Below are 24526 nucleotides of genomic sequence, written 5' to 3' on the forward strand. Positions count from 1 at the left end.
GCCTTTGCGAATTTCACACTTCCTACTTCATACTTCCTATGGTTCGTTTTCTCAAGTGGTTTTTTCCGATTTTTGCGGCGGTTCTGATTGTTGTGGCCGCCAGTGCGTACTGGTATGTGACGCCGCAGCGGTTAAAGGCGATTGTGCAGCCGCGTTTGTCGCCGGCTTTGGGCAGAGAGGTGATGTTTGACGGTATAGAGTGGGGGCTGTCTGATGGTGTGGTGATTTCGGGTTTGTGGGTGGGAAATGGGGATGGTTCTAACCCTTTGTTGGTCGCGGAGCAGGCACAGGTGCATGTGTCGCCGAGTGCGTGGTTTTTGGGTGATAGGTGGTGGGGTGAGTTGGTGCTGGAAGATGCAGTTGTTTCGCCTGGGAGACAGGGGCGCGTTGAGTTTGTGTTCCGCCGTTTGGAGATGGATTTGTACCCCCAAAATGGGCGTTTATATCTCTCACAGATAAAAGGGCAGGTGTACGAAGGTACGCTCACGGGTGATCTGGTGTGGGATAATGGCGCGTGGGATGGTTCTGTGTCGCTTGCGAATGCCCAGGCAGAACAGGTCGTGCATTCGATTGGCTGGGATATTCCGCTTTACGGCGCGGTTGATATAATGGCTCAGGTTTCAGGGGCAAGTGTGAGCGGTACTGCAAGTATGGCCGAGGGGCGCATTGTGAAGTGGAATTTTTTACAGCGGTTGTTGCACCCGATGGCGCAATGGGGTTTGATAAATGCCGATGAGGTCCCGCTCAAAGATGTGACGGTGGTTTTTCAGGTGCAGGGCGATGAGGTGATTCTCGATGGGACAAAGTTCACTGCTTCAGATATAGCTTGTACGTTGAATGGTAAGACTTTGGGTGGGCAGTTGGATTATGTGCTGGATGTGGATATGCCGATCCAATTTGCCGGGTTTCGTTTGGGACGCGGGACCATTCCCATACGAGTAAAAATTACCGGTACGGCAAATGCGCCAGAGGTGGCGGTGGAGATAAAATAAATTTTTTTTAAAGAGCCAGCACGATGACGATGACTATGCCGAGCACTATCAATCCGCCAAAAAAAACGACGCAAAAGCCTTTGATAAAACCGCCCACGAAGCCATCTTTGTTGTCGTTCATGTTATCCGTTTCCTTCAATCGCCGCGAACAAAGCCCTGAGAAGCCTTCAGCAGAACGGCTGGTAACCGTTTCAGTTTTTCATTCCGAGGGTCAACCTCAAATCCACCGGATTCTAAAGCGGTAACGCCGAGCAATGGTTCCGCTCCTTCTTCTCCGTACACAATAGTCCCACCGACGATTTCTCCCTCGAATTCGATCTCGGCGATGGTTATATCCATGGCCACAGGATTTCCGTCTGCAAGTACGCAATCGCGACTACCCCTCGGTTCAAGTCCAATCTCTTCAAGGCGCACCCTCGGCACGAGCGAGTCGAACGCGCCAGTATCGACCTGGAATTTGTCGGTCCAGCTACGTTGTCGATCTGAGGGATTGCGGATTGTTACGTCAACATAAACCGCGGACATGGTGGTTCTCCTATCGGGTTGGTTGCGAATAGATTCTATCTAAAGGTTTTGAGGGATGTATGCCTACATGCACTTTCCGCATTAGTGGGGGACATATTTCGTCATTCGCGATCATTTCCATCGTGATCGGGCCATCCCCACGTATGTGGGGAATATACAGAGGTCTTCCAATAAAACAAGGACTGAAATGGTACATCCCCACATACGTGGGGAACATGAAGGTCGGATGAAAACAGGCTGGATAGAGGTTGGTTCATCCCCACCTGCGTGGGGAACATGCAACGATTTCAGCGGTTGGAACATCGAAGCCGGTTCATCCCCACCTGCGTGGGGAACATGGTAAGATGCCTAATAATGCCTGATCAATTGTACCGACGCCAACAGCAGCTAATAATGCTTTCTTGAGATTATCTGATAGCCAGGCACTACAATGTACACTTGCAGGTATTGTCTCATCGCCATAATTTTCTTCAGGGTTTTTGGACTCAGGTACAACTGCCTGACGAAAAGATTGGGAAAGATTGCGTGCGCTGTGTGCCAGAACAATAGAAGGTTGCGTGTTTTGTGGAAAAAGGCGTTGATACACTGGCTGTTTATCATCACCTTTCATACGCTCAAACATGGCGTTTGCAGTCGCCATTGTTGGCAAGGCAATATACAGGCCAGCCCCCTTTTGATGTGCCATTAACCGGTTTGCTAACAACACAGCCGCTTCAGTTTTTCCTGCACCTGTTACATCTTCGAGGATATAAAGGCAAGGCCCTTTGCCAATCGTCAATTCTCCACATTTTGACTGCAACGGTGTTGGAATTTTAATATCCGGCGCAAACAAATCCTGCAAATTGTGCTCTTGAACAGGCGTATCTATTAGCAATTCTGTAAGATCCGTTGCTTTCTCTGCCTGCTTCAATGCCAATTGCCAATATTCATCCAACGGCATTGATACATCACAATAAGAAAAGAAATCAGCATTTGACCCAATCCAGTCACACAGAACTGCAACCCCAGCCAGCCACCAAGAGGCCATTCGCAACTTGGAGCGGTCTATTTCTGGTAAGGTCATAACGTCTTCAAACAACAGATCAATAACTGCCTGGATATAGCTTTTTGTTGATATGATGTCTTCATCAGCAAAATAATCTGATAAAATTTGTTGCCCTTCTTTGGGAGGTTGCCCGTGATGTCCGGCTATGGCACGCATCCAATAGTCGTATCCCGTCTCTCGAACACGACGACCAGACGTGCTGGTTTTCGGCAGAAAATTTATTTTTTGGAAATATGTTCGGATACAATCTTTCCAGAGAATATACCCCAGTGTGTCATGAGGTAGATTATAGCCCTTGTTGCTTTCCCGATTTTGCAGTTTTTTTAATAAATCAGGACGCAAATTCTGGAAACCTTCTGCGAATTTGCCAACATCATGTAGTGCTAAAAAGAAGGTCATGTATTGAACTAAGTGATTTTCGTCCAAGTCCGTCAGATATGCTAATGTGGTTCTTATTCGCTCATTTTTTTTTAAAAATATTTGTCCCACAGCAGCGACGTCTAAGCAATGGTATGGCAAAATATGTACTGTCATCTTCTCAGCCCCATATCCAGCTTTGCCCCAATACTTCCTGTGGTTATCTGTCCTCTGTTGCATAATTTCCTCAGATTTAAATTTGATCTTGTCAAAATTTCGAATTGAATGAATTTTTGAGCGGCTAAATGTAGTGAAATTTTGTTCACTATGCAAGATTAACTTGCACCTATGATGCGGCTTTTCTATTTTCTGCATCCCAGAGGAACTGTCAGGAGAGTAAGTGATGAACCACGACCATATCATAAAGGAAGTTCGAACGATTCGCGAACAACTGGCGGCATCACATGGCTATAATGTGCGTGCCCTGTTTGCGGCAGCAAAAAAACGCCAGCAAGAAAGTGGGCGAAAGGTCGTTAAATTGACACCCAGGCGGTTAAAAATTGCAGATGAAAAAGCGGTATAACCAATACGACTATACGCGACCTCAGTCTGCAAATCCGCTGGATATGATTTCTCTCATTCAAGTCCTTATTAAAAGGTCTGATTCCAGGATAATTTCTTTCCAAAAAAGTTGCTTTTCGTTCCGAAGTTGGCTATATCTTATTCGGCGACCAGAATGGGCCGGTGTCAACCGACTCAGGACAATGTCCCTGGCCGCTACTTTTTTGATCTCCTGCTCACACCCCTTTAAGGAGTTACTCATGCTTAGCACTGCTTTGGGTATTGTGAAAGACGGAAAAATCGAAACGTTAGAAAGCATTACATTGCCTGAGGGGCAAAAGGTATTGGTCACTATGTTGCCCGACGATAATATTTTTTGGCAAGAAGCCAGCCAGGAAACCCTGAAACAGATTTGGGATAATAAAAAGGACGATGTATATGCCCGATTACTTGATGAATGATATTGTACTTGTTCGATATCCCTTTTCTGATTTGCGTGTGTTCAAAGTGCGTCCAGCTATTATTGTGAGTGCGCCACATGTTTCTCAAGATGTCTTTATTGTCCCTCTTACCAGCCAAATAACGAATCTTTTGCCGGGCGAGTTTGTGCTGGAGAATTGGAAGCAATCAGGACTCAATGTTGCGTCTGCTGTTAAACGAGGCATATATACCATTCATCAGAACTTGATTCTCAAGAAAGTGGGACATCTCGCACAGAAAGATCTAACGACATTGATTGTATCTTTGCGAAGTTGGCTGAATCTCACATAGATTTCGTTTCATACATCCTTCCTGCCGCGATCATATCCTTTGCGATGACCTGTCGCAATTCCTCTGGTTCTATCACTTCGCAATCTGCGCCCCAGCCTCTGATCCACGGTTTCATCTCCAGCGTGTGGCTCACGGTTAAAGTCATGAGGCAGCCACCGTCTGGCTGGTTGTCAATGGCATCGACACAGGGCCAATCCGATTCCCGCACGCGGTATGCCACATTGGGCGAGAAGCGGAGTTTGACGACGATGCGCTCATCGCCGCCCATGACGCCCCATGCTTGTGTCAGATAATCGTAGGGATCGAAATTGTCCCTAATCTGATATGACGAATCGAGAATTTTGACCTGTTGCACGCGCTCGATTTTGAACTCTCGGATGTCGCGGCGCAAATGGTCATACCCGATCACATAACAGGCATATCCCACAGGGGACGGCTCGATGAAGTATGGGTCAAAGACGCGCCTGGTGGTTTCATCGGTGTATGGATTGTAATACGTCAAACGCACCTGTTTGCGTTCAGACCACGCGCGGGTAAAGGTCTCCAGAATGCGGATGTACTCGCGATGCGGTCTGCGCTTGTGCGTGGCTTCGGCGGTTCGGGCGATGTGTTGACCGATTGATTCGGGAAGTGCGCTGGCGAGTTTTTCAAGTGCAGAGACGACATGCGGATTGTGTTTGTCGCTGTGCGCTGCGAGCAATCGGGCCGAGAGATACAGTGCGAGGGACTCGTGCAGATTCACGCGTACAGATGTGATATAGCGGTCTTTCACAACGCCAAAATGGTGATTTTCTTCCCAAATCGGCACGCCAGATCGCTCAAGAGAACGCAAGTCGCGATAAGCAGTGGTGCGGTGATACCCAAAGCGTTCGGCAATTTCACGAGCAGTTAGCCCTCGGGAAGATTGAAAAAGCAAATTTTCCAGCATTTTGAGTCGTTCTGCGCGGGTTTCGTCGCGGTCCATAAAACCTCCTGTGTGACAATATAAGACATGGGTGTTGCGACTTTCGCTACACATGATAAAAAAATCGTGGGATGGGATAAACGGAATCAAAATAGGGCGCGTTGTGGGTGGGATTTTAGAGAGGGTAAGTTATGGGAGGATAGTGTATTGATTGACAAATTCAGCAGGAGACAAAATGGGAATATTTTGGTATGAATCCAAATCAACGAGATGAAGGTATAGACAAAATGAGAGCCAGGAGAGCGTGGTTATTCCACCGACTTTAAATCGCATTAGATCAATTTGAGGTGGTTAGAGAGCGATGGGTCATACCTACGATTTCACCGGTGTGGTCATTGATTTCAACGACTTTGAACGAACGGTTCTTCCAGTCTTGTCCCCCGAGGTTGGCTGCCAGGCTCCTCCGTTCCCATGGACGAGAGAACCCTATGGTTATTTTCCAGGCATTTGCTGTTTCGTCGAATACCACCTCTTCAAGTCCTAAGTCCTGAACTTCCTCGTCGGCAAATAGTTCGGTTATGTATTTGTTCGCCGTCCGTACGGCTTCTTTTACGTTCATTTATGCCTCCATTTCTGCGATCTTATTATTTTTATTTTTTCATACGCAATTTTACGCCACATTCTTGCAAATAGGTTCTTATTCTTGCTATAAATTTTTCTGCATTTTCTATTAAATCGTCCGCGGCCTCTTTAGAAATGGGTATCTGAATACTGTAATCCGCAACAATCCGTTGATCCTGTTCTTGTGAAAGAATGCGTGCCCACTCCTTTTCAATATGACCGGGGTTGACCAGTATTTTCCCAAAGAGCCGGCGTAATGCAGCATGAGATTCTGCAAGGGTGTTGTGATAGAACAAAGCCGCTTTTGCTGCATGCATCACAGCGTAATAACCTCGTGAGACAGCGTCTTCGTAGAGATCTTCTTTCATTAGTATCTGAGCTGCCTGAAGGGATTTTAGGCCGCGTTAAATTCTGAAACAATGTTTTCTTGGTTCATAAAACAGGTATTCCATCCCGCGTAACGGTTTGCCAGAAGGGGGCTTCATAGTCCTGGTGGTATATCCATTCCTCAGCAGTAAGTACGATAAGTGAGGGCACAACTTCGGTGCCAATCGCGAGCGTGTATCCGGGTTCAGCAACCGACTTCTTCGTTTTCCAATCTCCCTCGTGGATGACAACGAGAACATCCAGATCAGAGTCCTCATCGGATGATCCACGCGCTTTGGATCCAAAGATAATGAGATCTTTGATAAGATTCGCAAATTGTGCTTCCAGAGCTTTCTGGTAAGCTTCAAGCCAAATGCGTTCTTCGCGCGTCAATGTCAAAGTTTCTAAGGCCATAATTCTGAAAAATTGAGAGGTTTTGGTACAGTCTGCCTACCTAGAGAGTAACCAATTTATACTTATAAGAAAAGCATTTCCGAGTGCGAAAAGGGTCAAAATAGGGAAAGTTGGACGGGGTCTTGTTGTGTGTCGGGTTGTGGGGGGGATTGTCTGGCGGGTCTGTCATGGGGATAGCACACGGCCTTGAAGGGGCAGGTGGATTATGTGCGGGATATGCCCATTCAATTTGCTGGATTTCATCTGGGCAGAACCATTCCCATACGCATAAAAATTGGCGGCGCGGCAAGCGCGCCAGAGGTGTCGGTGGAATTAAAATAGGCTTAAAGGGCCAGTAGAAGGATAATGAACCTCCGCGTGGTTTTTAACTCATCTGGAACCGAAACGCAAATAGATCCGCGTCCTTGAGGGTGAAGCGTAACCGCACTGGCTGACCTGCCAGCAGACGCATATCTCTCCCACTCTCCCAACGGACTGTACCGTCGATGGCATCACCGAATATCTCAGGGCACTCGTCCAGTGCGAAGCCCGGCTGCGGATGCCCTTCCATATCCTGGATCTCAACGCGCACAAATCCCACCGCTGATGTGGAAAAGTTCAATCTCAGACTGTCGCCTGTGAAAATTAACGGACGGGTGACGAATTCGCCGCCAGCGTAGCCTGCCCGGACCGATACGAACCCGTCGGTTCGGAGCGAGAACCGACGAATATGGACAGTTGGCAGGCGCCAGTTTTCCATACCGTACAGCGAGAGTTCATCGGGCGATGTTTGCAGAATGCCCCGCTCCATGTACATCCCGCGCTCATGCCAGTTGCCCTCATCGAGTCCGGGACGGACAAAAGCCTCCATGAAGTTGCGAGCGAAGTGGCGTCCATCGCGGCTGGACATAAACACGATGTCATTCACGCCTGAACCGTATTTCCAGCCCGGAATTGGCTCGCGTTCTGGCACGAAGCGTGACGGAAACATCAGATACACGCCCGGCGCCCGCTCATAAGGCACGCAGGCATTGGTGTAGAGATGTTCATAGGGAATCTCGCCGGTGTCAATCAGTTCAAGCGGTGTCCAATGGCGAAAGTCTTTGGAGGTCGTGCGGCGAATCCAGCGCACCCCGTTTATGAAGTTGCCCTTACCCGCCACGCCGCGTGTGTACGCGACATATTCCTCCTGTTCCACGTCCCAAAAGGCGATATTGTGTGAATCAAAGGGTTGATCGGTCAGGATTGGCGCATCCTGCATCAGTCGCCAGCGGAGACCGTCAGGCGAGACCAACGCGAGTACATCACTGGTGCGTACAATGGCTTTGTACCGTTCTTCGTCCAACGCGTCGGGATTACCATCGCGAAACGGCGACATGTTCTTACCTGGTCCCGCCCAGACGAGGTTATTCTCTTTCGAATCTTGAAACGCAATCAGTCCGAGTCGTGGCTTCTCCCAGTGAACGCCGTCGGTGCTTTCAGCGTAGGCGGTGAGCGGTTGACGCGTACCGCGAATCGGCATCTCCTGGTCGCAGCGATACCACGCGCGGAACCGGTCGCCGTCGCGGAATGTTACCATATATGACACACCGCCTCGTTCCCACGGATGTTCAGGGGAAATTACAACCTCACGACGCACAGGTTCATGCAAGCGTTGCGTGACACCCTGCGCTTCAGCAATCCAGAAATTGTCCACGAATAGTTGGCGGTCTGTGCCGATGTGGATAGGTGAACTGTTGTTATCTTGTCGTTCCATTTTGGACTCTTTCGTTTATAAAAAAATTAAAAAAGTGAGAGTTGAACGGGGTCTTGTTCTGTGGTGGGTTGTGCGGTTGGCTGCGTGGCAGGTCTGTCATGGGGATAGCACACGGCTTTGAAGGGACAGGTGGTACACAGGTGGGTATTTGTCGTCATTGGGAAGGCATCTTGCGAAGCGGTGTTTTGCTCGGGGTCGTTGAGGAGGACGCGCATTTTCTGGACGCTCTCGGTGACAAACATACGGGTCTGGTCGAGGTCGTCAAGAGAGAGGTGTAGGGTGCGTTCGGTGCTGGTTTGCAGGTAGATGTCCTGGAGTTGCAGGTCGGATAATGCGACGTCCCACTGCGAGGTGGCATAGAGAGCGTACACAGCGAGTTGATGGCGGTCAGCCTGGCGTTCACGCCCGGTTTTCCAGTCGAAGATATAGACCGATTTGTCGCGGCGAATCGCCACGTCGAGCACGACCCAGATTTTGGTATTGGCAAGGGTAAAATCTTTGAGGTCTTCAATGGTGAGATAGTCTTCGGGGCGGGCAGTTTGGAGGGTGGCGTAGGCATCGGAGGCAAAAAAAGCGTTGAGACTCGTCGAGATGTGATTGGCCGACTTGTTCTGATCGGTTTCGGTAAAGGGTTCGTTGTAATAGTGTTCAAACAAATTGGTGTATCGAGAGGCCGAATAGCGCCAGAGATGATCTCTGGATTCTTGCAGGTGTTGGTGGAATAAATTTTGCGCGTAGGTCTCGACGGCAAAGGGGAGAATATCGCGTCCCAATTTCAGTGCATTGAGCGCGTTGCTGATGGCGTCGTGAACCACGGTACCGACGAGTTGCGGTACCGTGGTTATTTTTTTCAGGCGATAGAGCAATTGGGTTTGCTCGTCGGCGTCTTTGTCCCAGCCACCCCAACTGCCGTAGTAGTTGAAGTAGTATTGTCGCTTGCACGAATCAAACATGCGATGGCGCGAAGGCGACCAGGAGAATTCGTTTTGGAAATTGGACATATTTCAATAAAGCGCGTTCAAGACATCAAAATACGTCGGAAATGTTTTGTTGACGCAGTCGGAGTCGTTTATGACAATGCCGGGGATTTTTAGTCCGATCAGCGATAGGCTCATTGCCATGCGGTGGTCGTCATACGTGTCGAGTGCCGCGGGTTGGATGTGGTCTGCGGGATAGACTGTGAGGCCATCGGCGCGGGTGTCAACGCGCACGCCGAGTTTGTTCAGTTCGGTTTTGAGTGCGGCGATGCGGTCGGTTTCGTGGATGCGGAGGACGGCTACGTTGTGTACGCTGATTGGAGCAGAGGCAAACGGGGCCAGGGCGCACAGGGTTGGCACGATGTCGGGCGTGGCGTTCATGTCGATGTCGAGGCCCGACAGACGCCCTGTTCCGCGCACTTCAATGCCTTCGGGGTCTTTGCTCACGTCACAGCCCATTTGGGATAGGATATCGACAAAGCCGATGTCGCCCTGAATGGATTGCGCTGTTAAATTGGGTACGCGCACGCGGCCACGGGTAAGTGCGGCTGCGGCAAAAAAGTAAGAGGCGTTGGATGCATCGGGTTCGATCTGATATGCGCGGGAATGATAGCGCTGACCTGCGCGCACGGTGAAGGAGCGGTAGTTCTTGTTGGTGACTTCAATGCCAAAGTCGCGCATGACGGCAATGGTGAGGTCGATGTACGGTTTGGATACGAGGTCGCCTTTGACGTGGATTTCGACATCGGTTTGGGCGTAGGATGCCACTTGAAGCAGGGCAGTGAAATACTGGCTGCTTTTGCTGCCGTTCATGGTGGTGCGGCCACCTTTGAGGCCAGAGGCGACGATGAGCGCGGGGGGGCATAGCCCGTCCTTGCCTTCACAACGCGCGGTTACGCCGAGGGGGGTGAGGCCGTCGAGGAGGTCCTGAATCGGGCGCTCGCGCATTCGTTCGACGCCGTCTATGGTATAGGTTCCAGCGCCCAGGCTGAGATATGCCGCGAGAAAGCGCGCTGAAGTACCTGAGTTGCCAATGTGGAGTGTTGCGTGATCAGCGGGTATGCGCCCGCCTGTGCCATAGACGCGAAATGCCGCCTCCGTTTCGTTTTCTTCCACGCGAATGCCCAGATCGCGCAGGGCATTTGCCATATACCGCGTGTCGTCGCTCATGAGTGCGTTGTTGAGATGGCTGATACCATCTGCAAGTGCGGCAATTAGCAGAACGCGGTTGGTGATGCTTTTAGAACCCGGAATCGCGACATCCGCATCGACTGGGGCTGTCATGGGTTGGATTTCAAGAGTTTTCATAGGTACAAAAATAAATTAAAAATTGAAAATGAACAAGGCACAATAGTTTACCTGTGGGCGGTTTTTCGATGTCCTGTTTTAATGGCGTTATACCCTGCCATTCTGTCGCTTGATTTTTCCTGTTACCCGTTTTAGATTAGAGAGCAGACCGGGATCTTCTCTCCTGATTCTTTCCCCCTCTCCTATTTCTTTAAGTTTGTCCGAGATGCCCTCCCCCAACATCTCCATTTACGGGAGCGTGTTGATGAAATCCTCTGACTTTGTCCATTTGCACAGCCACACGATGTACAGCCTGCTCGATGGCGCATCGAGAATAGAAGATATTGCCCAAATAGCCGCTGAATGGGGCATGCCTGCGGTTGCGATGACCGATCACGGCAATCTTTTTGGCGCTATTGATTTTTATCGCGCGATGAGAGATGTGGGCGTCAATCCGATTATCGGGTGCGAAGTGTATTGCGCGATGGGGAGCCGGTTTGACAGAAAATCTATGCCGGGTCTTCAGGGCAGTTCAAACCATCTGGTTTTACTGGTCAAAAATTATACGGGATATAAAAATCTGATCAAGCTGGTGTCCGCGGGATATCTCGAGGGCTATTATTACAATCCGCGCATAGACAAAGATTTGCTGCGCCAGCATTCGGAAGGGCTGATTTGCCTGTCGGCGTGCATCGGGGGAGAGATCCCATATTTGATCGAACGCGAGGGATACAATGCTGCGCAAAAGGCCGTGGAAACATATCTCGATATTTTCGGCGATGATTATTATTTGGAGATTCAGAGGCACGGCATTGACAAAGAAAAAAAGATCAATCCCGGATTGGTCAAGTTGCACAAGGAGATGGGTGTGCCCCTGGTGGCGACCAATGATTCGCATTTTACGCGCGCTGAAGACCACGAAGCGCATGCGGCTCTGGTCGCTATTCAGACGGGTAAGACATTGGACGACCCCAAGCGCATGTGTTATCCCGAGGGTGTGTATTTTAAGTCGGCAGAAGAGATGTACGAGCTGTTTCAGGATATGCCACACGTTTTGGAACCCACGCTCGAGATTGCCGAAAAATGCGATCTGGAGATTTCCCTTGAGGAATATCACGCGCCCGATTTCCCTTTGCCAGAGGGTTATGATTCAGCCAGCGATTATCTGAGCGATCTGGCGCGCAAGGGCATGGAGGCGCGGTGCAAGCAGGTGACCGCTGAGCATGAAGAACGCCTGAAGTTTGAGTTGGGCGTGATCGATCAGACTGGATATCCGGGCTATTTTTTAATTTTGCACGATCTGGTGCAATTTTCCAATGCCTCTGGCATCCGAGCAGGTGCGCGCGGGTCTGCGGTGAGCAGTCTGGTGGCTTACGCCCTGGGCATCACGGCTGTGGATCCCATTGAATACGGGCTGGTTTTTGAGCGGTTTTTGAATCCCGAGCGGATTTCGCCGCCCGATATTGATTACGATATTGCCGACCGCGATCGCGAGCAGGTCATTGATTATGTGGTGCAAAAATACGGGCGCGACAATGTATGTCAGGTGATTACGTTTGGAACCATGGGGGCGAAGGGTGTGATCCGCGATGTGGGGCGGGTGTTGGACCGGCCATTTGCAGAAGTCGATAGAATTTCAAAACTGGTGCCCGCAGAATTGAAGATGACGCTCGATAAAGCACTTGATCAGGTGCCCGAGTTGCGTCAGATTGCGGAAGATGGGGACACGGGGCAAAAGATGATCGGCATTGGCAAGCAACTCGAAGGTCTGGCACGCCATGCGTCGATTCACGCGGCTGCGGTGGTGATTACGCCCGAGCCTGTGACCGAGTTTATGCCCGTTTACAAAGCACCCAAGGGCGGCGAGGTGATGACGCAGTACAATATGTATCACGTGGAAGACCTGGGCTTTTTGAAGATGGATTTTTTGGGACTTCGCAATCTGACGGTGATCGACGATGCCGTGAAGATGGTGAAGGAGAATTACGGTGTGGATGTGGATGTGGATAACTTGCCTCTGGACGATGAGGCGACCTATCGCCTGTTCGGCCGGGGCGATACGACCGGGGTGTTCCAATTTGAAAGCGGGGGAATGAGGGGCTATTTGCAACAACTGAAGCCGGATACGATTGACGATATTATTGCGATGAATGCGCTTTATCGCCCGGGACCGATGCAGTACATTCCCAATTACGTTGACCGCAAGCACGGGCGGGAGGAAGTGACGTATGACGATGAGAAGATGCGCCCGGCTCTGGAAGAGACGTACGGTATTATTACTTACCAGGAACAGGTGCAGCGCCTGTGCCGCGACTTGGCCGGATGTACACTTGCCAAAGCCGATGGTATCCGCAAAGCCATGGGGAAGAAGTTGGCCGATGTAATGGAAAAGTATCGGCTCGAATTTTTAGAGGGTGCCACGACCAATGGCGTTGAAAAAGCGGTTGCACAACAAATATGGCGAGATATTGAGGTTTTCTCGGGCTATGGGTTCAACAAGGCGCATAGTGCGGGCTATTCGATGGTGGCTTACCAGTGCGCGTATCTCAAGGCGCATTATCCGGCTGAATTTATGGCGGCGAACCTCAACAGTGAAATTGGCAATATCGAGCGCCTGGTCGTTTTGATTGAAGAATGCCGGCGAATGGATCTGGATGTATTGCCTCCAGATGTAAATGAAGGGCAGGGCGATTTTGTGGCGACCAAAAACGAGATTCGAATGGGTATGGCTGCCATTCGCAATGTGGGGCGCAGCGCAGTTCAAGCGATTGTTGCAGCGCGTGAAGCAGAAGGCCCTTTTGAGTCGCTATTTGATTTTTGTGACCGCGTGGATTCTCAGGCTGTGAATAGGCGGTGTATCGAAAGTCTGATTAAAGCCGGTGCTTATGATTGCGTGCCCGGGCATCGCGCGCAGTTGCTCGAAGCCTTAGACCGCGCACTGGATATGGCACAATCTGTACAGATGGATCGCGCGCGCGGGCAGATTTCCATGTTTGAAATGGTCGAGATGCAAACGCAGGTGGTGAACGACCAATCGTTGCCCGAGGCTGAGGAATGGACTGAGCGCGAACGCCTCGCTTTTGAAAAAGATATGCTGGGCTTTTATCTTTCGGGGCATCCGCTGGAACGCTACAGAACCGATTTGGCAGAAATGGGTATGAGATCGGTAAATGATCTGAAGGAATTGCCCGATGGTGCTGAGGTCCAGATGGGAGGCGTGTTGGCCGAGGTAAAACCGCATACGACACGCGATGGTCGGCCCATGGCTTTTGGTACGCTGGAAGATTTGAGCGGTGCGGTTGACCTGGTTGTGTTTTCCGATAATTTTGAAAAATTGCGCGAGCAACTGCTGGTCGATGAAATGGTGGTTTTGCAAGGTCGGTTTTCCGCACGCAATGGCCGGTCTTCGGTGCAGGTTGAAAATGTGATGCCTATCGAGCAAGCGCGCGAGCAACTGGCCGATACCGTCAATGTGTTGTTGCCGGGCGATTTAATTCGGATGGAGCCGCTTAAGTCTTTGCATACCCTGTGTCTGAAACATCCGGGCAACTGTCAGTTGCGATTGCATCTGGAATTGGAGCGCGACCATTCCACCGTCGTCCTGTCCCGCCAGGTTCAGGTGTTGCCTTCCGATGCCCTGTTGCGAGAAATTGTCGAACTCACGGATGGCAGAGCCAATGCATGGGTATCAACCGAGGCGGGACGCGCCCGACGTGCGGCGAGACGTCAACCCGATGATCTGGTTTTTGAGGGGGGCTTGTAACGGCGTGATTGGAGACGGGAAAAAAGATAAAGGCGAGAGGCCATCCGGCCCCTCGCCTTTTGCGTTTTACATCTCACCCTTAATAATCCTCATACCTGTTGGCATAAATGTTGAGCAACAGACCAATGAGAATCATGTTTGTGATGAGGGTGGAACCGCCGTAGCTCAGGAAAGGCAAAGGTAGACCCGTGACGGGCATGATGCCGATGGTCATGCCGATGTTGACAAAAATGTGGAAGAGGAGAATGGTCGCCAGACCGATAGCGGTCAAGCTGGAGAAGCGGCTTTTGGTCTGTATGGCAATGGATAAGGCGCGCCATAAGATGAACATAAATAATGCCAGAACAAAAAAGGCACCGAGAAATCCAAATTCTTCGCATATAACAGAAAAAATAAAATCGGTGTGTTGTTCGGGTAAAAAGGCGAGTTTGGTTTGTGTCCCTTCTAAAAATCCCTTGCCCTTGAGGCCCCCAGACCCAATGGCGATTTTGGACTGAATGACCTGATAACCCGCACCGAGTTTGTCCATATTGGGGTCGAGAAAGGTGAGGATGCGGCGTTTTTGGTAGTCGTGGAGTTTGTTTTCCCACACATAAGGTGCGGCGATAGCAACCGTGAGATTGACCAATAGCAAGATGCTTGCGGTGAATAGACGGGGGCGTTCATAGAAAAGGATCCCAATGAGCAGCAGTACTATTGCGACTAACATCCACGGGTGAAAAGCACATATCAGGGTGAGGGCAGGGGAAATTAAAAAAAATAAATGCACGGGTCTGACACCTGCCCAGAATAACATGGGCAAGATGAGAACGCTAAAAACCAGGGCGGTGCCCAGATCGGGTTGCTTAAAAACGAGTAAGATGGGCACGAGAACGAACAATAGAGGTGGGATAAAGGCACATACGCGGGTCAGGTCGCGGTTGCGATAGGTCAAAAAGCGCGCGAGTACCAGGACGGTCGTTATCTTGGCTAATTCAGAGGGCTGTATGTGGATGGGACCAATGTTGAACCAGCGTCGGTCCCCCAATTCGAGCACCAGAACCAAAAGTGTGACCGTCAGGCCATAAAGGACATAGGCAAAGGCGTAAAAAAGTTTAAGGGGAATGACCATGGTGATGATCATGGCAATAAACCCGAGTAAGGCCCAGATAATTTGCTTTTCATAAATATTGCCGGCCAGGCCCAAATCCCAATTGTAGCTGGCACTGTATATGGTGGTAATGCCCACACCAATGCCCAGGCATATTGCTGAGAGGAGGCCGATGTCGAGGTCGCGTCGAACAAATAGAGAAAGATTCACAACTACCTCGAAAAATGAGAGGTTACTGGTTATTGACCGCGATCAATTCGTCGGTGGATTTTGGCACGGCGTGTTCGAAATAGGCTTCGAGCGTTTTTTGTGCAATAGGTGCGGCAATTCTGCCCCCCGAACCACCGTTTTCAACAATCACGGCGATGGCAATGCGCGGGTTTTCTGCCGGTGCATAAGCGACAAACCAGGCGTGGTCCTCACCGTGGGGATTTTGTGCGGTGCCCGTTTTTCCCGCAACGACAATATTGGGTAAACGGGCAGAAAGCCCGGTGCCGTATGGACTGTTGACCACGTCTTCCATCATGCTTTGCACGGTTTTGATTACCTCTTTTGAGAGGGGAATTGGCGCGGTTTTGCCCTGTGTCCCTTTGATCACATGCGGAGTGGGTAACTGACCGGTTGCCAGCGCGCTTGTATAGCGCGCCACCTGAAGGGGCGTTGCCAGAAGTTCCCCTTGCCCAATGGTCAGGTTGAGCATATAGCCACCAGCCCAGAAGCCGTGCCTCTGTTTGTAATAGGCGCGGTTGGGCAGCAGACCGCGTGCTTCACCATCGCCTTCCGAAGCGATGTCGATATTTGTCAATTCGCCAAATTCGAACATAGCGGCATACCGATGCCAGTTGTCAATGCCCACTTTGAGGCCGAGTTGATAAAAGAATACATCACACGATTTTACGAGTGCTTGTCGCATGTTGATAGGCCCACAACCTTTTTTGTTGTGACATCTAAACCGGCGGTCGCCCAAAACCATGCCTCCTGTGCATGGTCTCAAGCGATATTCATCGGCTTTGATTATGCCCATGTCCAAAGCGGCTATCGATGTGATCATTTTGAAGACCGAAGCGGGTGGATATTCGCCTTTAAGGCTGCGGTTGAGCAAGGGTTTTGATGGGTCTGTTTGTAAGTGCTGCCAGGCTTTGGGGTCCCGGATAGATTGTGGATGAAAACCGGGTTTGCTGACCATGGCAATGATTTCGCCAGATTGTGGGTGCATGGCAATCAGGCTGCCGCGCATGCTATCTGCAAAGGCGTGCTCAGCGGCATGCTGCACACGCCAGTCGAGCGTGAGCCACAAATCTTCACCGGAAATGGGAGGATCTGTTTTTTCGGGGAAACTGCCCACTTCGCGTCCTTTTGCATTCACTTCGATGTATTTGACGCCCTTATGGCCTCGCATTCGGTCTTCAAATATGCGCTCAATACCTCGTTTCCCAATCTGATCGTCGTAGCCATATCCCCGCGTTTTCAGGTGGGTATATTGAGATGCGTTGATAAGTCCGACATAGCCCAGAATATGGGGTGCTAAGGGAAAGGATTTACTGACGTTGTGCTGCGTGTGCGAAAATTCGGTGGATATCGTCGCGGGTTTGTCAAAGATGGGATAGCCCCGGCGGGTTTCGATTTGGATTTCTACACCGGGAAAGTCATAGCGATTTTCTTCGATAATGGAAATGGCTTCAAAATCCACATCGAGCTTGAGATTGACCGGATCGTAAAAATGCCGGTTATGCGATTGCAATTTTTCTGTTATAGTTTTGCAGGGCAGATCCACAATTTGCCCGAGGCGTTCGAGAAGCCCACTGCATTTATCTTCTTCAATATTTGCCAAAAAGCGAGGGGGAATGACCGAAATGTTATAAGATGGTCTGTTATCGACCAAAATGATACCATTGCGGTCGCGGATTAAGCCGCGATTGGCCTGGATAATGACGGGCTGCATGGTATTCTTTTCAGATTTGATGCGATACTGTTCCCATTCGACAATCTGTAGTAGATAGAGGCGAATGCCCAATATGCCAAAGAGAAACGCGATTATACCGAAAAGAATGCGTGCGCGATGTGCTCGAATGCCGTTGTATGTGAAGTCATTCTGCATGGGGCTGAATATTGAGAAGTGAGAAATGGGTTAGGACAGACGACAATGCCGTGCCCAACGTAGCTGTATAAAGACTTGTACCCAATCCAATGCTCAAAATTTTGAGCGGTTGCAAAGCAACGAGAAAAAAAATAATATCGTGTAAGAGTGTTGCCAAAAACAAAATGAGAGCCTGTGCTTGCAGGGCTTCAGCAGCGATGCCTACACGGCTATAACCTGCAAAAAAACCAATCAGGCTGTTGCCGAGGGCATTGACGCCCAAACGCGTGCCGGGGTCGTATATGTCGATGAGCAATCCCGATATAAAACCCAGTAATGTCGCTTCAATTTGCCCTCGGGTAAAGGCAATAAAAATCAGTATGATGATGACGATGTCCGGCGCAACGCCGTAAATGGCGAGGCTTTCGATCCAGGATGCCTGGAGAAGCAGTGCCAGAAGAATGAGCAAAATATTGCGGGCGATAATCATTGATAAGGCAGTCGGCAGTCAGCTTTCCTCCACCTCTTTTAATCCGCAATTTCTCTGACGCGAATGCGGGTGCCGGGCCGCAAGCGCGATGGACTTCGAATGTCATTCCAGGATTGTAGAGCTGCAACACTGGTATCAAAGGCGCGCGCTATGCTCCACAAGGTATCGCCCGTGCGCACTGTATAAAAGATAGTAGATTCCGATGTTCCATCTTTGGGTACCCATAATGTGAGGCGATCGCCCGGATGAATGGGATGATTGGTATTCAGATTGTTCCATGCGCGCAGGTGCGAGACCGTGATGCCTTTTCGTTTGGCAATGCCCCACAGGGTATCACCTGTACGCACCGTGACATTGATCTGGCGATAGTGTTTAGGGTCGGGGTTGTGGCTAATATTTTTTGTTTGTAGTGCTGGGCGCGCCTGTGTTGCGGCAGATAGGCGTTTGGCGTGGGGATACATAGGAATGCTGAGTTTTTGACCGATTTGCAGGCGGCGAGGATTGGTGATGCCATTGGCTGCCTGCAGGTCGGCTGACGACACCCCCACGCGGGATGCGATCCCCGATAAGGTATCGCCGCGTTTGACCACATAGTCGATGAGTTGAATTTTTTTGTGTTCTGGTATTTGCGCGTAATTGGCTCTAAATTTCGCGCCTGTTCCTTTTGGAACGCGCAAAGTATAGGCGTTTCGCCGCATGGCAGGCGGTGTATATGGACGACGCAGTTCGGGGTTGAGGTGGCGCAGATAGGTGTAGGTAGTACCCGCACATTCCGCTGCCAAACGCAGGTTCACAGGTTCTGTTAAAACGACTTTGTCATAAGACAGGGGAGGTTGATAGACAACGTCTTTAAAGCCAAAAAAAGCGGGATCTTTGGCAATGACGACAGCTGCCATAAACTTGGGTACGTGATTGCGGGTTTCTCTGGGCAGTACGTCGATTTCCCAAAAGTCGCGGGTTCTGGATCTTGCAATGGCGCGATCCATCCGGCCCTGTCCGCAGTTGTAGGCCGCGACAACCAGATGCCAATTTTTAAAGTGCTCGTATAGATGATTGAGATGTCGCGCAGCAGCATGTGTGGATTTTTCGGGGTTCATGCGATCATCGATATAGGTGTTGCGCCGCAGGCCATAGAGCAAGCCAGTGCGATACATAAATTGCCACATGCCCAGGGCGTATGCACGCGAGAGCGCGCGGGGATTAAATCCACTTTCGATCATGGCTTTGTAAGCGAGGTCCGAAGGCAGACCCTGTTCGCGGAAAATTGTCTGGATCATAGGCAAATAGGCAGTGGAGCGAGACAGACTTCTTTCAAAGAAGTCGCGCTTTTCCGTGAGGAAATATTGGATATAAGCCATGACTTCGGGTCTGAGGTCAATGGGTACATCGGCTTGCCCTGCCAGTACTCTTATTTTTAGTTCTCGATAGTGCGGATGATGCAACAAGTCGGCAACTACAGATTCGGGAAGGGCATTGAGCAGGGTTGCCAGTGGTGCATGCGGTGGTATGGGCGCACGGGACGAAATCGCGTGATAGCGTTCGAGTGTGAAACGCATCAACGCGGCCCATTTTTTTGCTGTTTCCGGTTCGGCAACAAAACGCTCGCGCAACATGTGCGCTGCCGTATCGAGCAAAGCTCTTACGCGAAGAGAATGGGTTTCGACTGCGGCTTTTTGAAGCAGGTCATAGAGACGGTCGCCCGTGGGTTCTATCTCTTCTATAGCTATAGAAGGCTTTATTGGTATAATTGGTTCTGCAACTTCTGCTGGTTCTGTAACTTCTGGTACAGTTAAGGGGGCAGGTGCGGGTGCAAGGGGAGTGCGTGCGGTGGTTGCACAACCGCCAAAAATTAGAACTGCAATGAGACAAAGGTTATACCGCATGGCCGTCTTCGCGTTATTGAGAAGATTTTGCCTGTACAATGAATGCCGTTTCATAGCCTTTCTTTGTTACCTCCCTGAGTAGTATCTCTGCATCGTCGCGCGTCTGAAAATTGCCGACGCGCACCTTAAAATAAGGAGATTCAAAATCTATAAAAACATCGTCGCGCGCCAGTTGAACACGCGCTTGCATTTGTGCATCTTCCGCTGAGCCTCGCGTCGATGAAGAAAAAATTTGAACTCGAAACCCCGATGTGGCTTGAGGTTGCATATTGGCAATTTGTGTGCGAACCACATAAGCATCGGGAAAGCCCAATGCTCTGATGGTGTCGCGCAGTGTTTCTGCTGATTCGGGTGTGTGGCTGTTGCCCGCTCGAATTTTGTAGAGTTGGATGTCTTCGTCGAAATGAATATATGTCAGAACCTGAGCATCACGCTGAATTTGTTCGCGCAAGGCTTCTGCCCGGCTGTGATCGCGAAGGGCTGCAACTTGAACGCGGAAGCCCCCAATTTGTGATACTTCCGCAGGGGGCATTGCTTCAGCGCGTACAGGTGTTTGCAATACCGTGTCGTCGTCCATGAGGGTCTGTGGATCAAATTCTTCTCGCGCCGCCGATGAATCAGTTGGCGATGAATCAGCCATCGGTGAATCAACCGGAGGGACGAGTTGGGTCTGCGGTGCGACACAGCCGATCAGGAATACGACAAATAAGACAAATAACAAGATTTTTTTTCTTATCATTTTGCCTCCACGAGCCGTTGTCAGTTTCTTTTTTAACCTTCACCCGTGCCCATCTACCTCTGCTCATTGTTCAGACAGGATTCTACATGTTTGACCCTCAGACTTTAAGAATGCATGCAAAATTTGTCAATAACTTATATTGCGTATTTTATCGAAAAATGCTCTATTTTGCCCAATATCTTGTATATCTTGTAAAAAAACATAAAGTCGCTTAATTGTGGAATAAACGTCGAGTTTACCATCTAAACCACTGCTCAAATATTTCTGAGTAATTGCCTTTTGCTACGCCTTTTTCCGTTATGATCGCCGTGACGAGGCGGTTAGGGGTCACGTCAAAGGCGGGGTTGTACACATGGATGCCTCTGGGCGCGGTTTGTCGGCCCATGCCGTGCGTGATTTCTTCTCTTTCGCGTTCTTCAATGGGAATTTGTGCGCCAGTATCGCGTTTCATGTCAATGGTAGATAAGGGCGCAGCCACGTAAAAAGGCACCTGATGCGCTTTGGCTAAAATTGCCAGTCCATAGGTGCCGATTTTGTTGGCTACGTCTCCGTTTCTGGCAATGCGGTCCGCGCCGACAACGATGCTGTCGATGTTTTTTTCGCGGAGCACCGCAGCAGCCATGCTATCGCATATCACGGTGACATCTACGCCGCTTTGATTCAGTTCCCAGGCAGTGAGGCGCGACCCCTGCAAGAGTGGACGGGTTTCGTCGGCATAGACCGCGACTTGTTTGCCCGCTTCAACAGCGGCGTAAACCACTGCGAGAGCCGTGCCGTAGTCAGCCGTGGCCAGGCCGCCTGCATTGCAGTGGGTCAGTACAGTCGCCTGTGAGGATAGCAATTCGGCACCATTGCGACCAATCTGGCGACATATCCTTTTGTCGTCTTCAAAAATTTCATGGGCTTCGTTAAGCAGGCGATCGCGTTTTTCTGCGGGTGAATGGTTATCTGCTTTGGCGAGGACCTTTTCCTGGCGGTCCAGTGCCCAAAAGAGGTTGACGGCTGTGGGGCGCGTTTGCGCCAGTTTTTGAATGCTTTCTGCGACATACTGATCAAAGTCGGCGTTCCGCGCTATGGCTTCTTGCGCTGCAATCACGACGCCATAAGCAGCCGCGACACCAATGGCTGGAGCGCCGCGCACCCTCAAGCTGACGATGGCTTCTGCCACTGTGTTGACATCGCGGCAAGTGATGAATTTGTACTCTTCTGGCAATAAGGTCTGGTCGATGAGACGCAGGGCATCATTTTCCCAGGTGATGGTCGGAACGGGCATTGGCCATCTCCAGTTGTCACGGGTCGCGGATTAAGTTGTTTGTCAATACATCGTCCTCAATACGCTCTATCGGCGCATCGCGCCACAGGCGTTCCAGTCCGTAAAATTGGCGCGATTCTTTTTGAAAAATATGTACGACGATGTCGAAGAAGTCGATCAGTACCCATTTCCGCACATCATATCCTTCGACCTGATAGGGGTGCTGCCCTTCTGCTTTGAGACCCTCGATTACCGCATCGGCCAGAGCGCGAACATGCACATCGGAGGTTCCCGTACAGATGATAAAGTAATCGACAAAGTCGGCTGTTTGACGCAGATCAATGGCAATGAGGTCTTCGGCTTTGCGCGATAGCAACTGTTCAATACAAGTACTGCGAACGTTTTCGGTGGTATCTGACAAAGTGAATTCCCTCTTCTTATTTAAATATTTCCAACCCGCGATAATCGCGCCCAATGATGACGGTTACTTCCTCGATGCGAAAGGGGTCGGGTGTTTTTTGCTGGATCACATTGGGCGTGCCGAGTACATCGGCGACTTGTTTGGCATATTCTATTTTTCCCATGCGGTCTATGACAATGGTCTCGGGAAAATTGAAATTTTCAGCATTGCCCAAGGTCATGACATCTATGCCAAAATCGCGCAGTTTTTGCCCGACCTCGGTTGCAATACCGCCTGTGCCACAGCCGTTGAGAATTTCAACGCGAATATTGTGAGAGACTCGGGGGGCATCGGGCACGACATCGGGTGCCGTTTGCGGTTCCCAAAAGGCTTTTGTCGCAAAGACCAGACCGGCGATGAGCAGGCCGCCGAGAACCCATAACCATTTCATGTAGGCCAATATAACAATAAAAAAAACAATATAAAGAGAAAAAAAAGAGGCGCCGACCTTATGCGGTGGCGCCCCTATCTGTTCAGGTCAGTCCTTTAATAACGCCTGTACCTGTCGTTGTAATAATAGGGATAGCCATAGCCATTGAAGGTGCTGAATCCAAATTCGATCCGAATATTGGGTTTGGGCTGGTACAAAAGACTGACGTTGGGAACGACGACTTGAACACCGCCCGATGAGGTTGAACCGTAACGCGTATTACCCGACATTTGATTGACCAGGCCAACTTGCGCTCTGACGATGAGCGGTTTGGATATTTGATAGGTGATGTCGTTGAGATAATACTGGTTCAGGCCTCCGCCGTATCCCGAACTGTAGCTGATTCCAATGGTGTGGTTAAATTTGAGCTTTTTCAGGTCGAACAAACCGCTGGTGGTTTTTAACCCGTTCACGAGGTTCTCACCTGCGAGCGGGATTTTGTTTTGTGGCTGAATGCCAATTTCTGCCCGTGCCTGCGTCGCAATCAAGGCTATAACAGCAAGTGTACAAATCCATTTGTACATGTGTAAAACCCCCTTTCCGTTATGAACAGGATACAGAAACTGAGATGAGATGTCAAGTGTTCTGTTTTCTTAGACACCTGAGTATATCTTTATGTTCCATAGTGGTTAATGTATGTCGTTCGCTGTTATTACGCCTTGTCCATCAACTTAGCAAATTCGTCGAAGAGATAATCGGCATCGTGTGGGCCGGCAGAGGCTTCGGGGTGGTATTGGACGGAGAAGGCGGGTAGTTCGCGGTGGCGCAGACCTTCGAGGGTGTTGTCGTTGAGGTTGATGTGGGTGAGTGCTACGACTTCCCGGTCGAGGGTGGTGAGATCGACGCAGAAACCGTGATTTTGTGCGGTGATTTCGACTTTGCCCGTGCTGGCGTGCTGTACGGGCTGGTTGGCACCCCGGTGGCCAAATTTGAGTTTGTATGTTTTTCCACCCAGTGCCAGGCCGAGAAGCTGATGGCCCAGACATATTCCAAAGGTGGGGCGTTCTCGGATCAATTTGCGGATGTTTTCGACTGCATACGTCACGGGTTCTGGATCGCCCGGGCCGTTGGATAAAAATATGCCGTCGGGATCGATTTCGAGGAGTTGCTCTGCAGGTGTATCGGCGGGAAAAACAGTTACATCGCAGCCGCGGTCAACGAGGTAGCGCAAGATGTTGTGTTTGATGCCAAAGTCGTAAGCCGCCACGCGGTATTTGGCTTTTTGCTTAAGATGTCTGGTCTGGCCGGTTTTGAGATCGCAAAGGCCCTCGGCCCAGTGGTAGGGTTCTGTGCAGGTGACGTTTTGTACGAGGTCGCGCCCGACCAGGCCGGGGAAGTCTCGCGCTTTTTGGACGAGGCTGTCGGAATTGAGATCGATGGTTGACAGCACGCCTTTCATTGCGCCTTGACGGCGGATATGCCGCACGAGGGCGCGGGTGTCAATGCCCTCGATGCCGGGTATGTTGTGTTCTTTTAGAAAGTCGCCGAGGGCAATGGTCGATCGCCAATTGCTGGGGTATGGACAGTATTCTTTGACTATAAAGCCAGAGACCTGGGGTTTTTGCGATTCAAAGTCGGATGGGTTGATGCCGTAGTTGCCAATGAGTGGATAGGTCATGGTTACGATCTGGCTATTATAAGACGGGTCTGTGAGGATTTCCTGATATCCCGTCATGCTGGTGTTGAAGACGACTTCTCCTTCGCATTCGGCTTCTGCGCCAAAGGATTTGCCTTTGAAAATGGTGCCGTCTTCCAATGCGAGAATCGCTTCCATGAATGTTTTCCCT

At 50.3% G+C, this 24526-nt stretch carries 24 protein-coding genes and 1 pseudogene; 6 read left to right on the plus strand and 19 right to left on the minus strand.

The window, feature by feature from the left end; translation table 11 throughout:
• The first annotated feature begins 38 nt into the window (after positions 1-38).
• Positions 39-992, plus strand: a complete 954-nt coding sequence (locus OXG87_03655; GenBank protein MCY3868627.1) for a hypothetical protein — start codon at positions 39-41, stop codon at positions 990-992.
• A 135-nt stretch (positions 993-1127) separates the two neighbouring features.
• On the opposite strand, the gene OXG87_03660 is transcribed toward OXG87_03655, so the two are convergent.
• Together OXG87_03660 and OXG87_03665 are read right to left on the minus strand one after the other, a co-directional pair.
• A complete protein-coding gene (locus tag OXG87_03660; GenBank protein ID MCY3868628.1) occupies positions 1128-1517 on the minus strand; it encodes a clan AA aspartic protease in 390 nt (129 codons plus the stop codon).
• Positions 1518-1830: 313 nt separating this feature from the next.
• The gene (locus OXG87_03665) at positions 1831-3252 is read right to left on the minus strand and encodes a CRISPR-associated endonuclease Cas3'' (GenBank protein ID MCY3868629.1); all 1422 of its coding nucleotides are present in this window, start codon (positions 3250-3252) and stop codon (positions 1831-1833) included.
• Positions 3253-3322: 70 nt separating this feature from the next.
• On the opposite strand from OXG87_03665, the gene OXG87_03670 reads away from it, so the two are divergent.
• The 3 genes from OXG87_03670 (at position 3323) to OXG87_03680 (ending at position 4251) form a co-directional block, all read left to right on the plus strand.
• Complete coding sequence (locus OXG87_03670; protein ID MCY3868630.1) at positions 3323-3502, plus strand: hypothetical protein; 180 nt, start codon at positions 3323-3325, stop codon at positions 3500-3502.
• A 238-nt stretch (positions 3503-3740) separates the two neighbouring features.
• Positions 3741-3941, plus strand: a complete 201-nt coding sequence (locus OXG87_03675) for a hypothetical protein (GenBank protein MCY3868631.1) — start codon at positions 3741-3743, stop codon at positions 3939-3941.
• Positions 3919-4251: a type II toxin-antitoxin system PemK/MazF family toxin gene (locus OXG87_03680; protein ID MCY3868632.1), complete on the plus strand. Its 333-nt coding sequence runs from the start codon at positions 3919-3921 to the stop codon at positions 4249-4251. Before OXG87_03675 ends, OXG87_03680 begins: the two co-directional genes overlap by 23 nt.
• Here the strand turns inward: OXG87_03680 and OXG87_03685 are convergent.
• The 4 genes and pseudogenes from OXG87_03685 to OXG87_03700 all read right to left on the minus strand — a co-directional run bounded on the left by OXG87_03685 (position 4244) and on the right by OXG87_03700 (position 6556).
• Positions 4244-5215, minus strand: coding sequence for a transcriptional regulator (locus OXG87_03685; protein MCY3868633.1), 972 nt, complete (start codon positions 5213-5215; stop codon positions 4244-4246). The two genes, OXG87_03680 and OXG87_03685, sit on opposite strands and share 8 nt — an antisense overlap.
• 277 nt (positions 5216-5492) lie before the next feature.
• Positions 5493-5774 carry a hypothetical protein gene (locus tag OXG87_03690; protein MCY3868634.1) on the minus strand — a complete coding sequence of 94 codons (282 nt, stop codon included), beginning with the start codon at positions 5772-5774 and terminating at the stop codon, positions 5493-5495.
• 31 nt (positions 5775-5805) lie between these two features.
• Positions 5806-6159, minus strand: a pseudogene (locus OXG87_03695) (HEPN domain-containing protein).
• A 49-nt stretch (positions 6160-6208) separates the two neighbouring features.
• Positions 6209-6556, minus strand: a complete 348-nt coding sequence (locus OXG87_03700; GenBank protein ID MCY3868635.1) for a nucleotidyltransferase domain-containing protein — start codon at positions 6554-6556, stop codon at positions 6209-6211.
• A gap of 198 nt (positions 6557-6754) precedes the next feature.
• On the opposite strand from OXG87_03700, the gene OXG87_03705 reads away from it, so the two are divergent.
• A complete protein-coding gene (locus tag OXG87_03705; GenBank protein ID MCY3868636.1) occupies positions 6755-6877 on the plus strand; it encodes a hypothetical protein in 123 nt (40 codons plus the stop codon).
• Positions 6878-6920: 43 nt separating this feature from the next.
• On the opposite strand, the gene OXG87_03710 is transcribed toward OXG87_03705, so the two are convergent.
• The 3 genes from OXG87_03710 to aroA are packed head-to-tail and all read right to left on the minus strand — an operon-like array spanning position 6921 to position 10552.
• Positions 6921-8291 carry a hypothetical protein gene (locus tag OXG87_03710; protein MCY3868637.1) on the minus strand — a complete coding sequence of 457 codons (1371 nt, stop codon included), beginning with the start codon at positions 8289-8291 and terminating at the stop codon, positions 6921-6923.
• A gap of 26 nt (positions 8292-8317) precedes the next feature.
• Entirely contained in the window at positions 8318-9292 is a 975-nt protein-coding gene (locus OXG87_03715) for a PD-(D/E)XK nuclease family protein (protein ID MCY3868638.1), read from the minus strand.
• A gap of 3 nt (positions 9293-9295) precedes the next feature.
• A complete protein-coding gene (aroA, locus tag OXG87_03720; GenBank protein ID MCY3868639.1) occupies positions 9296-10552 on the minus strand; it encodes a 3-phosphoshikimate 1-carboxyvinyltransferase in 1257 nt (418 codons plus the stop codon).
• Positions 10553-10820: 268 nt separating this feature from the next.
• Here aroA and dnaE point away from each other — a divergent pair, with 268 nt between their 5' ends.
• The gene (gene dnaE / locus OXG87_03725) at positions 10821-14318 is read left to right on the plus strand and encodes a DNA polymerase III subunit alpha (protein ID MCY3868640.1); all 3498 of its coding nucleotides are present in this window, start codon (positions 10821-10823) and stop codon (positions 14316-14318) included.
• A gap of 79 nt (positions 14319-14397) precedes the next feature.
• Here dnaE and rodA read toward each other — a convergent pair whose 3' ends face one another.
• From rodA to carA, 10 genes are all read right to left on the minus strand, one after another.
• Positions 14398-15618, minus strand: coding sequence for a rod shape-determining protein RodA (gene rodA / locus OXG87_03730; GenBank protein ID MCY3868641.1), 1221 nt, complete (start codon positions 15616-15618; stop codon positions 14398-14400).
• Between the two features lie 22 nt (positions 15619-15640).
• Positions 15641-17506, minus strand: a complete 1866-nt coding sequence (locus OXG87_03735; GenBank protein ID MCY3868642.1) for a penicillin-binding protein 2 — start codon at positions 17504-17506, stop codon at positions 15641-15643.
• The gene (gene mreD / locus OXG87_03740) at positions 17496-17975 is read right to left on the minus strand and encodes a rod shape-determining protein MreD (GenBank protein ID MCY3868643.1); all 480 of its coding nucleotides are present in this window, start codon (positions 17973-17975) and stop codon (positions 17496-17498) included. The genes OXG87_03735 and mreD overlap by 11 nt, the downstream gene beginning before the upstream one ends.
• A 38-nt stretch (positions 17976-18013) precedes the next feature.
• Positions 18014-19858 (minus strand): LysM peptidoglycan-binding domain-containing protein, encoded by a 1845-nt coding sequence (locus OXG87_03745; protein MCY3868644.1) that lies wholly within the window; start codon positions 19856-19858, stop codon positions 18014-18016.
• A 13-nt stretch (positions 19859-19871) separates the two neighbouring features.
• The gene (locus OXG87_03750) at positions 19872-20597 is read right to left on the minus strand and encodes an SPOR domain-containing protein (GenBank protein MCY3868645.1); all 726 of its coding nucleotides are present in this window, start codon (positions 20595-20597) and stop codon (positions 19872-19874) included.
• Positions 20598-20832: 235 nt separating this feature from the next.
• Positions 20833-21870 (minus strand): S-methyl-5-thioribose-1-phosphate isomerase, encoded by a 1038-nt coding sequence (gene mtnA / locus OXG87_03755; protein MCY3868646.1) that lies wholly within the window; start codon positions 21868-21870, stop codon positions 20833-20835.
• 16 nt (positions 21871-21886) lie between these two features.
• A complete protein-coding gene (gene rsfS / locus OXG87_03760; protein ID MCY3868647.1) occupies positions 21887-22270 on the minus strand; it encodes a ribosome silencing factor in 384 nt (127 codons plus the stop codon).
• A 16-nt stretch (positions 22271-22286) separates the two neighbouring features.
• Positions 22287-22700: a LytR C-terminal domain-containing protein gene (locus tag OXG87_03765; protein ID MCY3868648.1), complete on the minus strand. Its 414-nt coding sequence runs from the start codon at positions 22698-22700 to the stop codon at positions 22287-22289.
• A gap of 95 nt (positions 22701-22795) precedes the next feature.
• Positions 22796-23263, minus strand: coding sequence for a hypothetical protein (locus OXG87_03770; GenBank protein MCY3868649.1), 468 nt, complete (start codon positions 23261-23263; stop codon positions 22796-22798).
• Positions 23264-23391: 128 nt separating this feature from the next.
• Positions 23392-24513 (minus strand): glutamine-hydrolyzing carbamoyl-phosphate synthase small subunit, encoded by a 1122-nt coding sequence (gene carA / locus OXG87_03775; GenBank protein MCY3868650.1) that lies wholly within the window; start codon positions 24511-24513, stop codon positions 23392-23394.
• Between the last annotated feature and the right edge of the window lie 13 nt (positions 24514-24526).

Source organism: Gemmatimonadota bacterium (assembly GCA_026706845.1).
Classification (GTDB): Bacteria; Latescibacterota; UBA2968; order UBA2968; family UBA2968; genus VXRD01.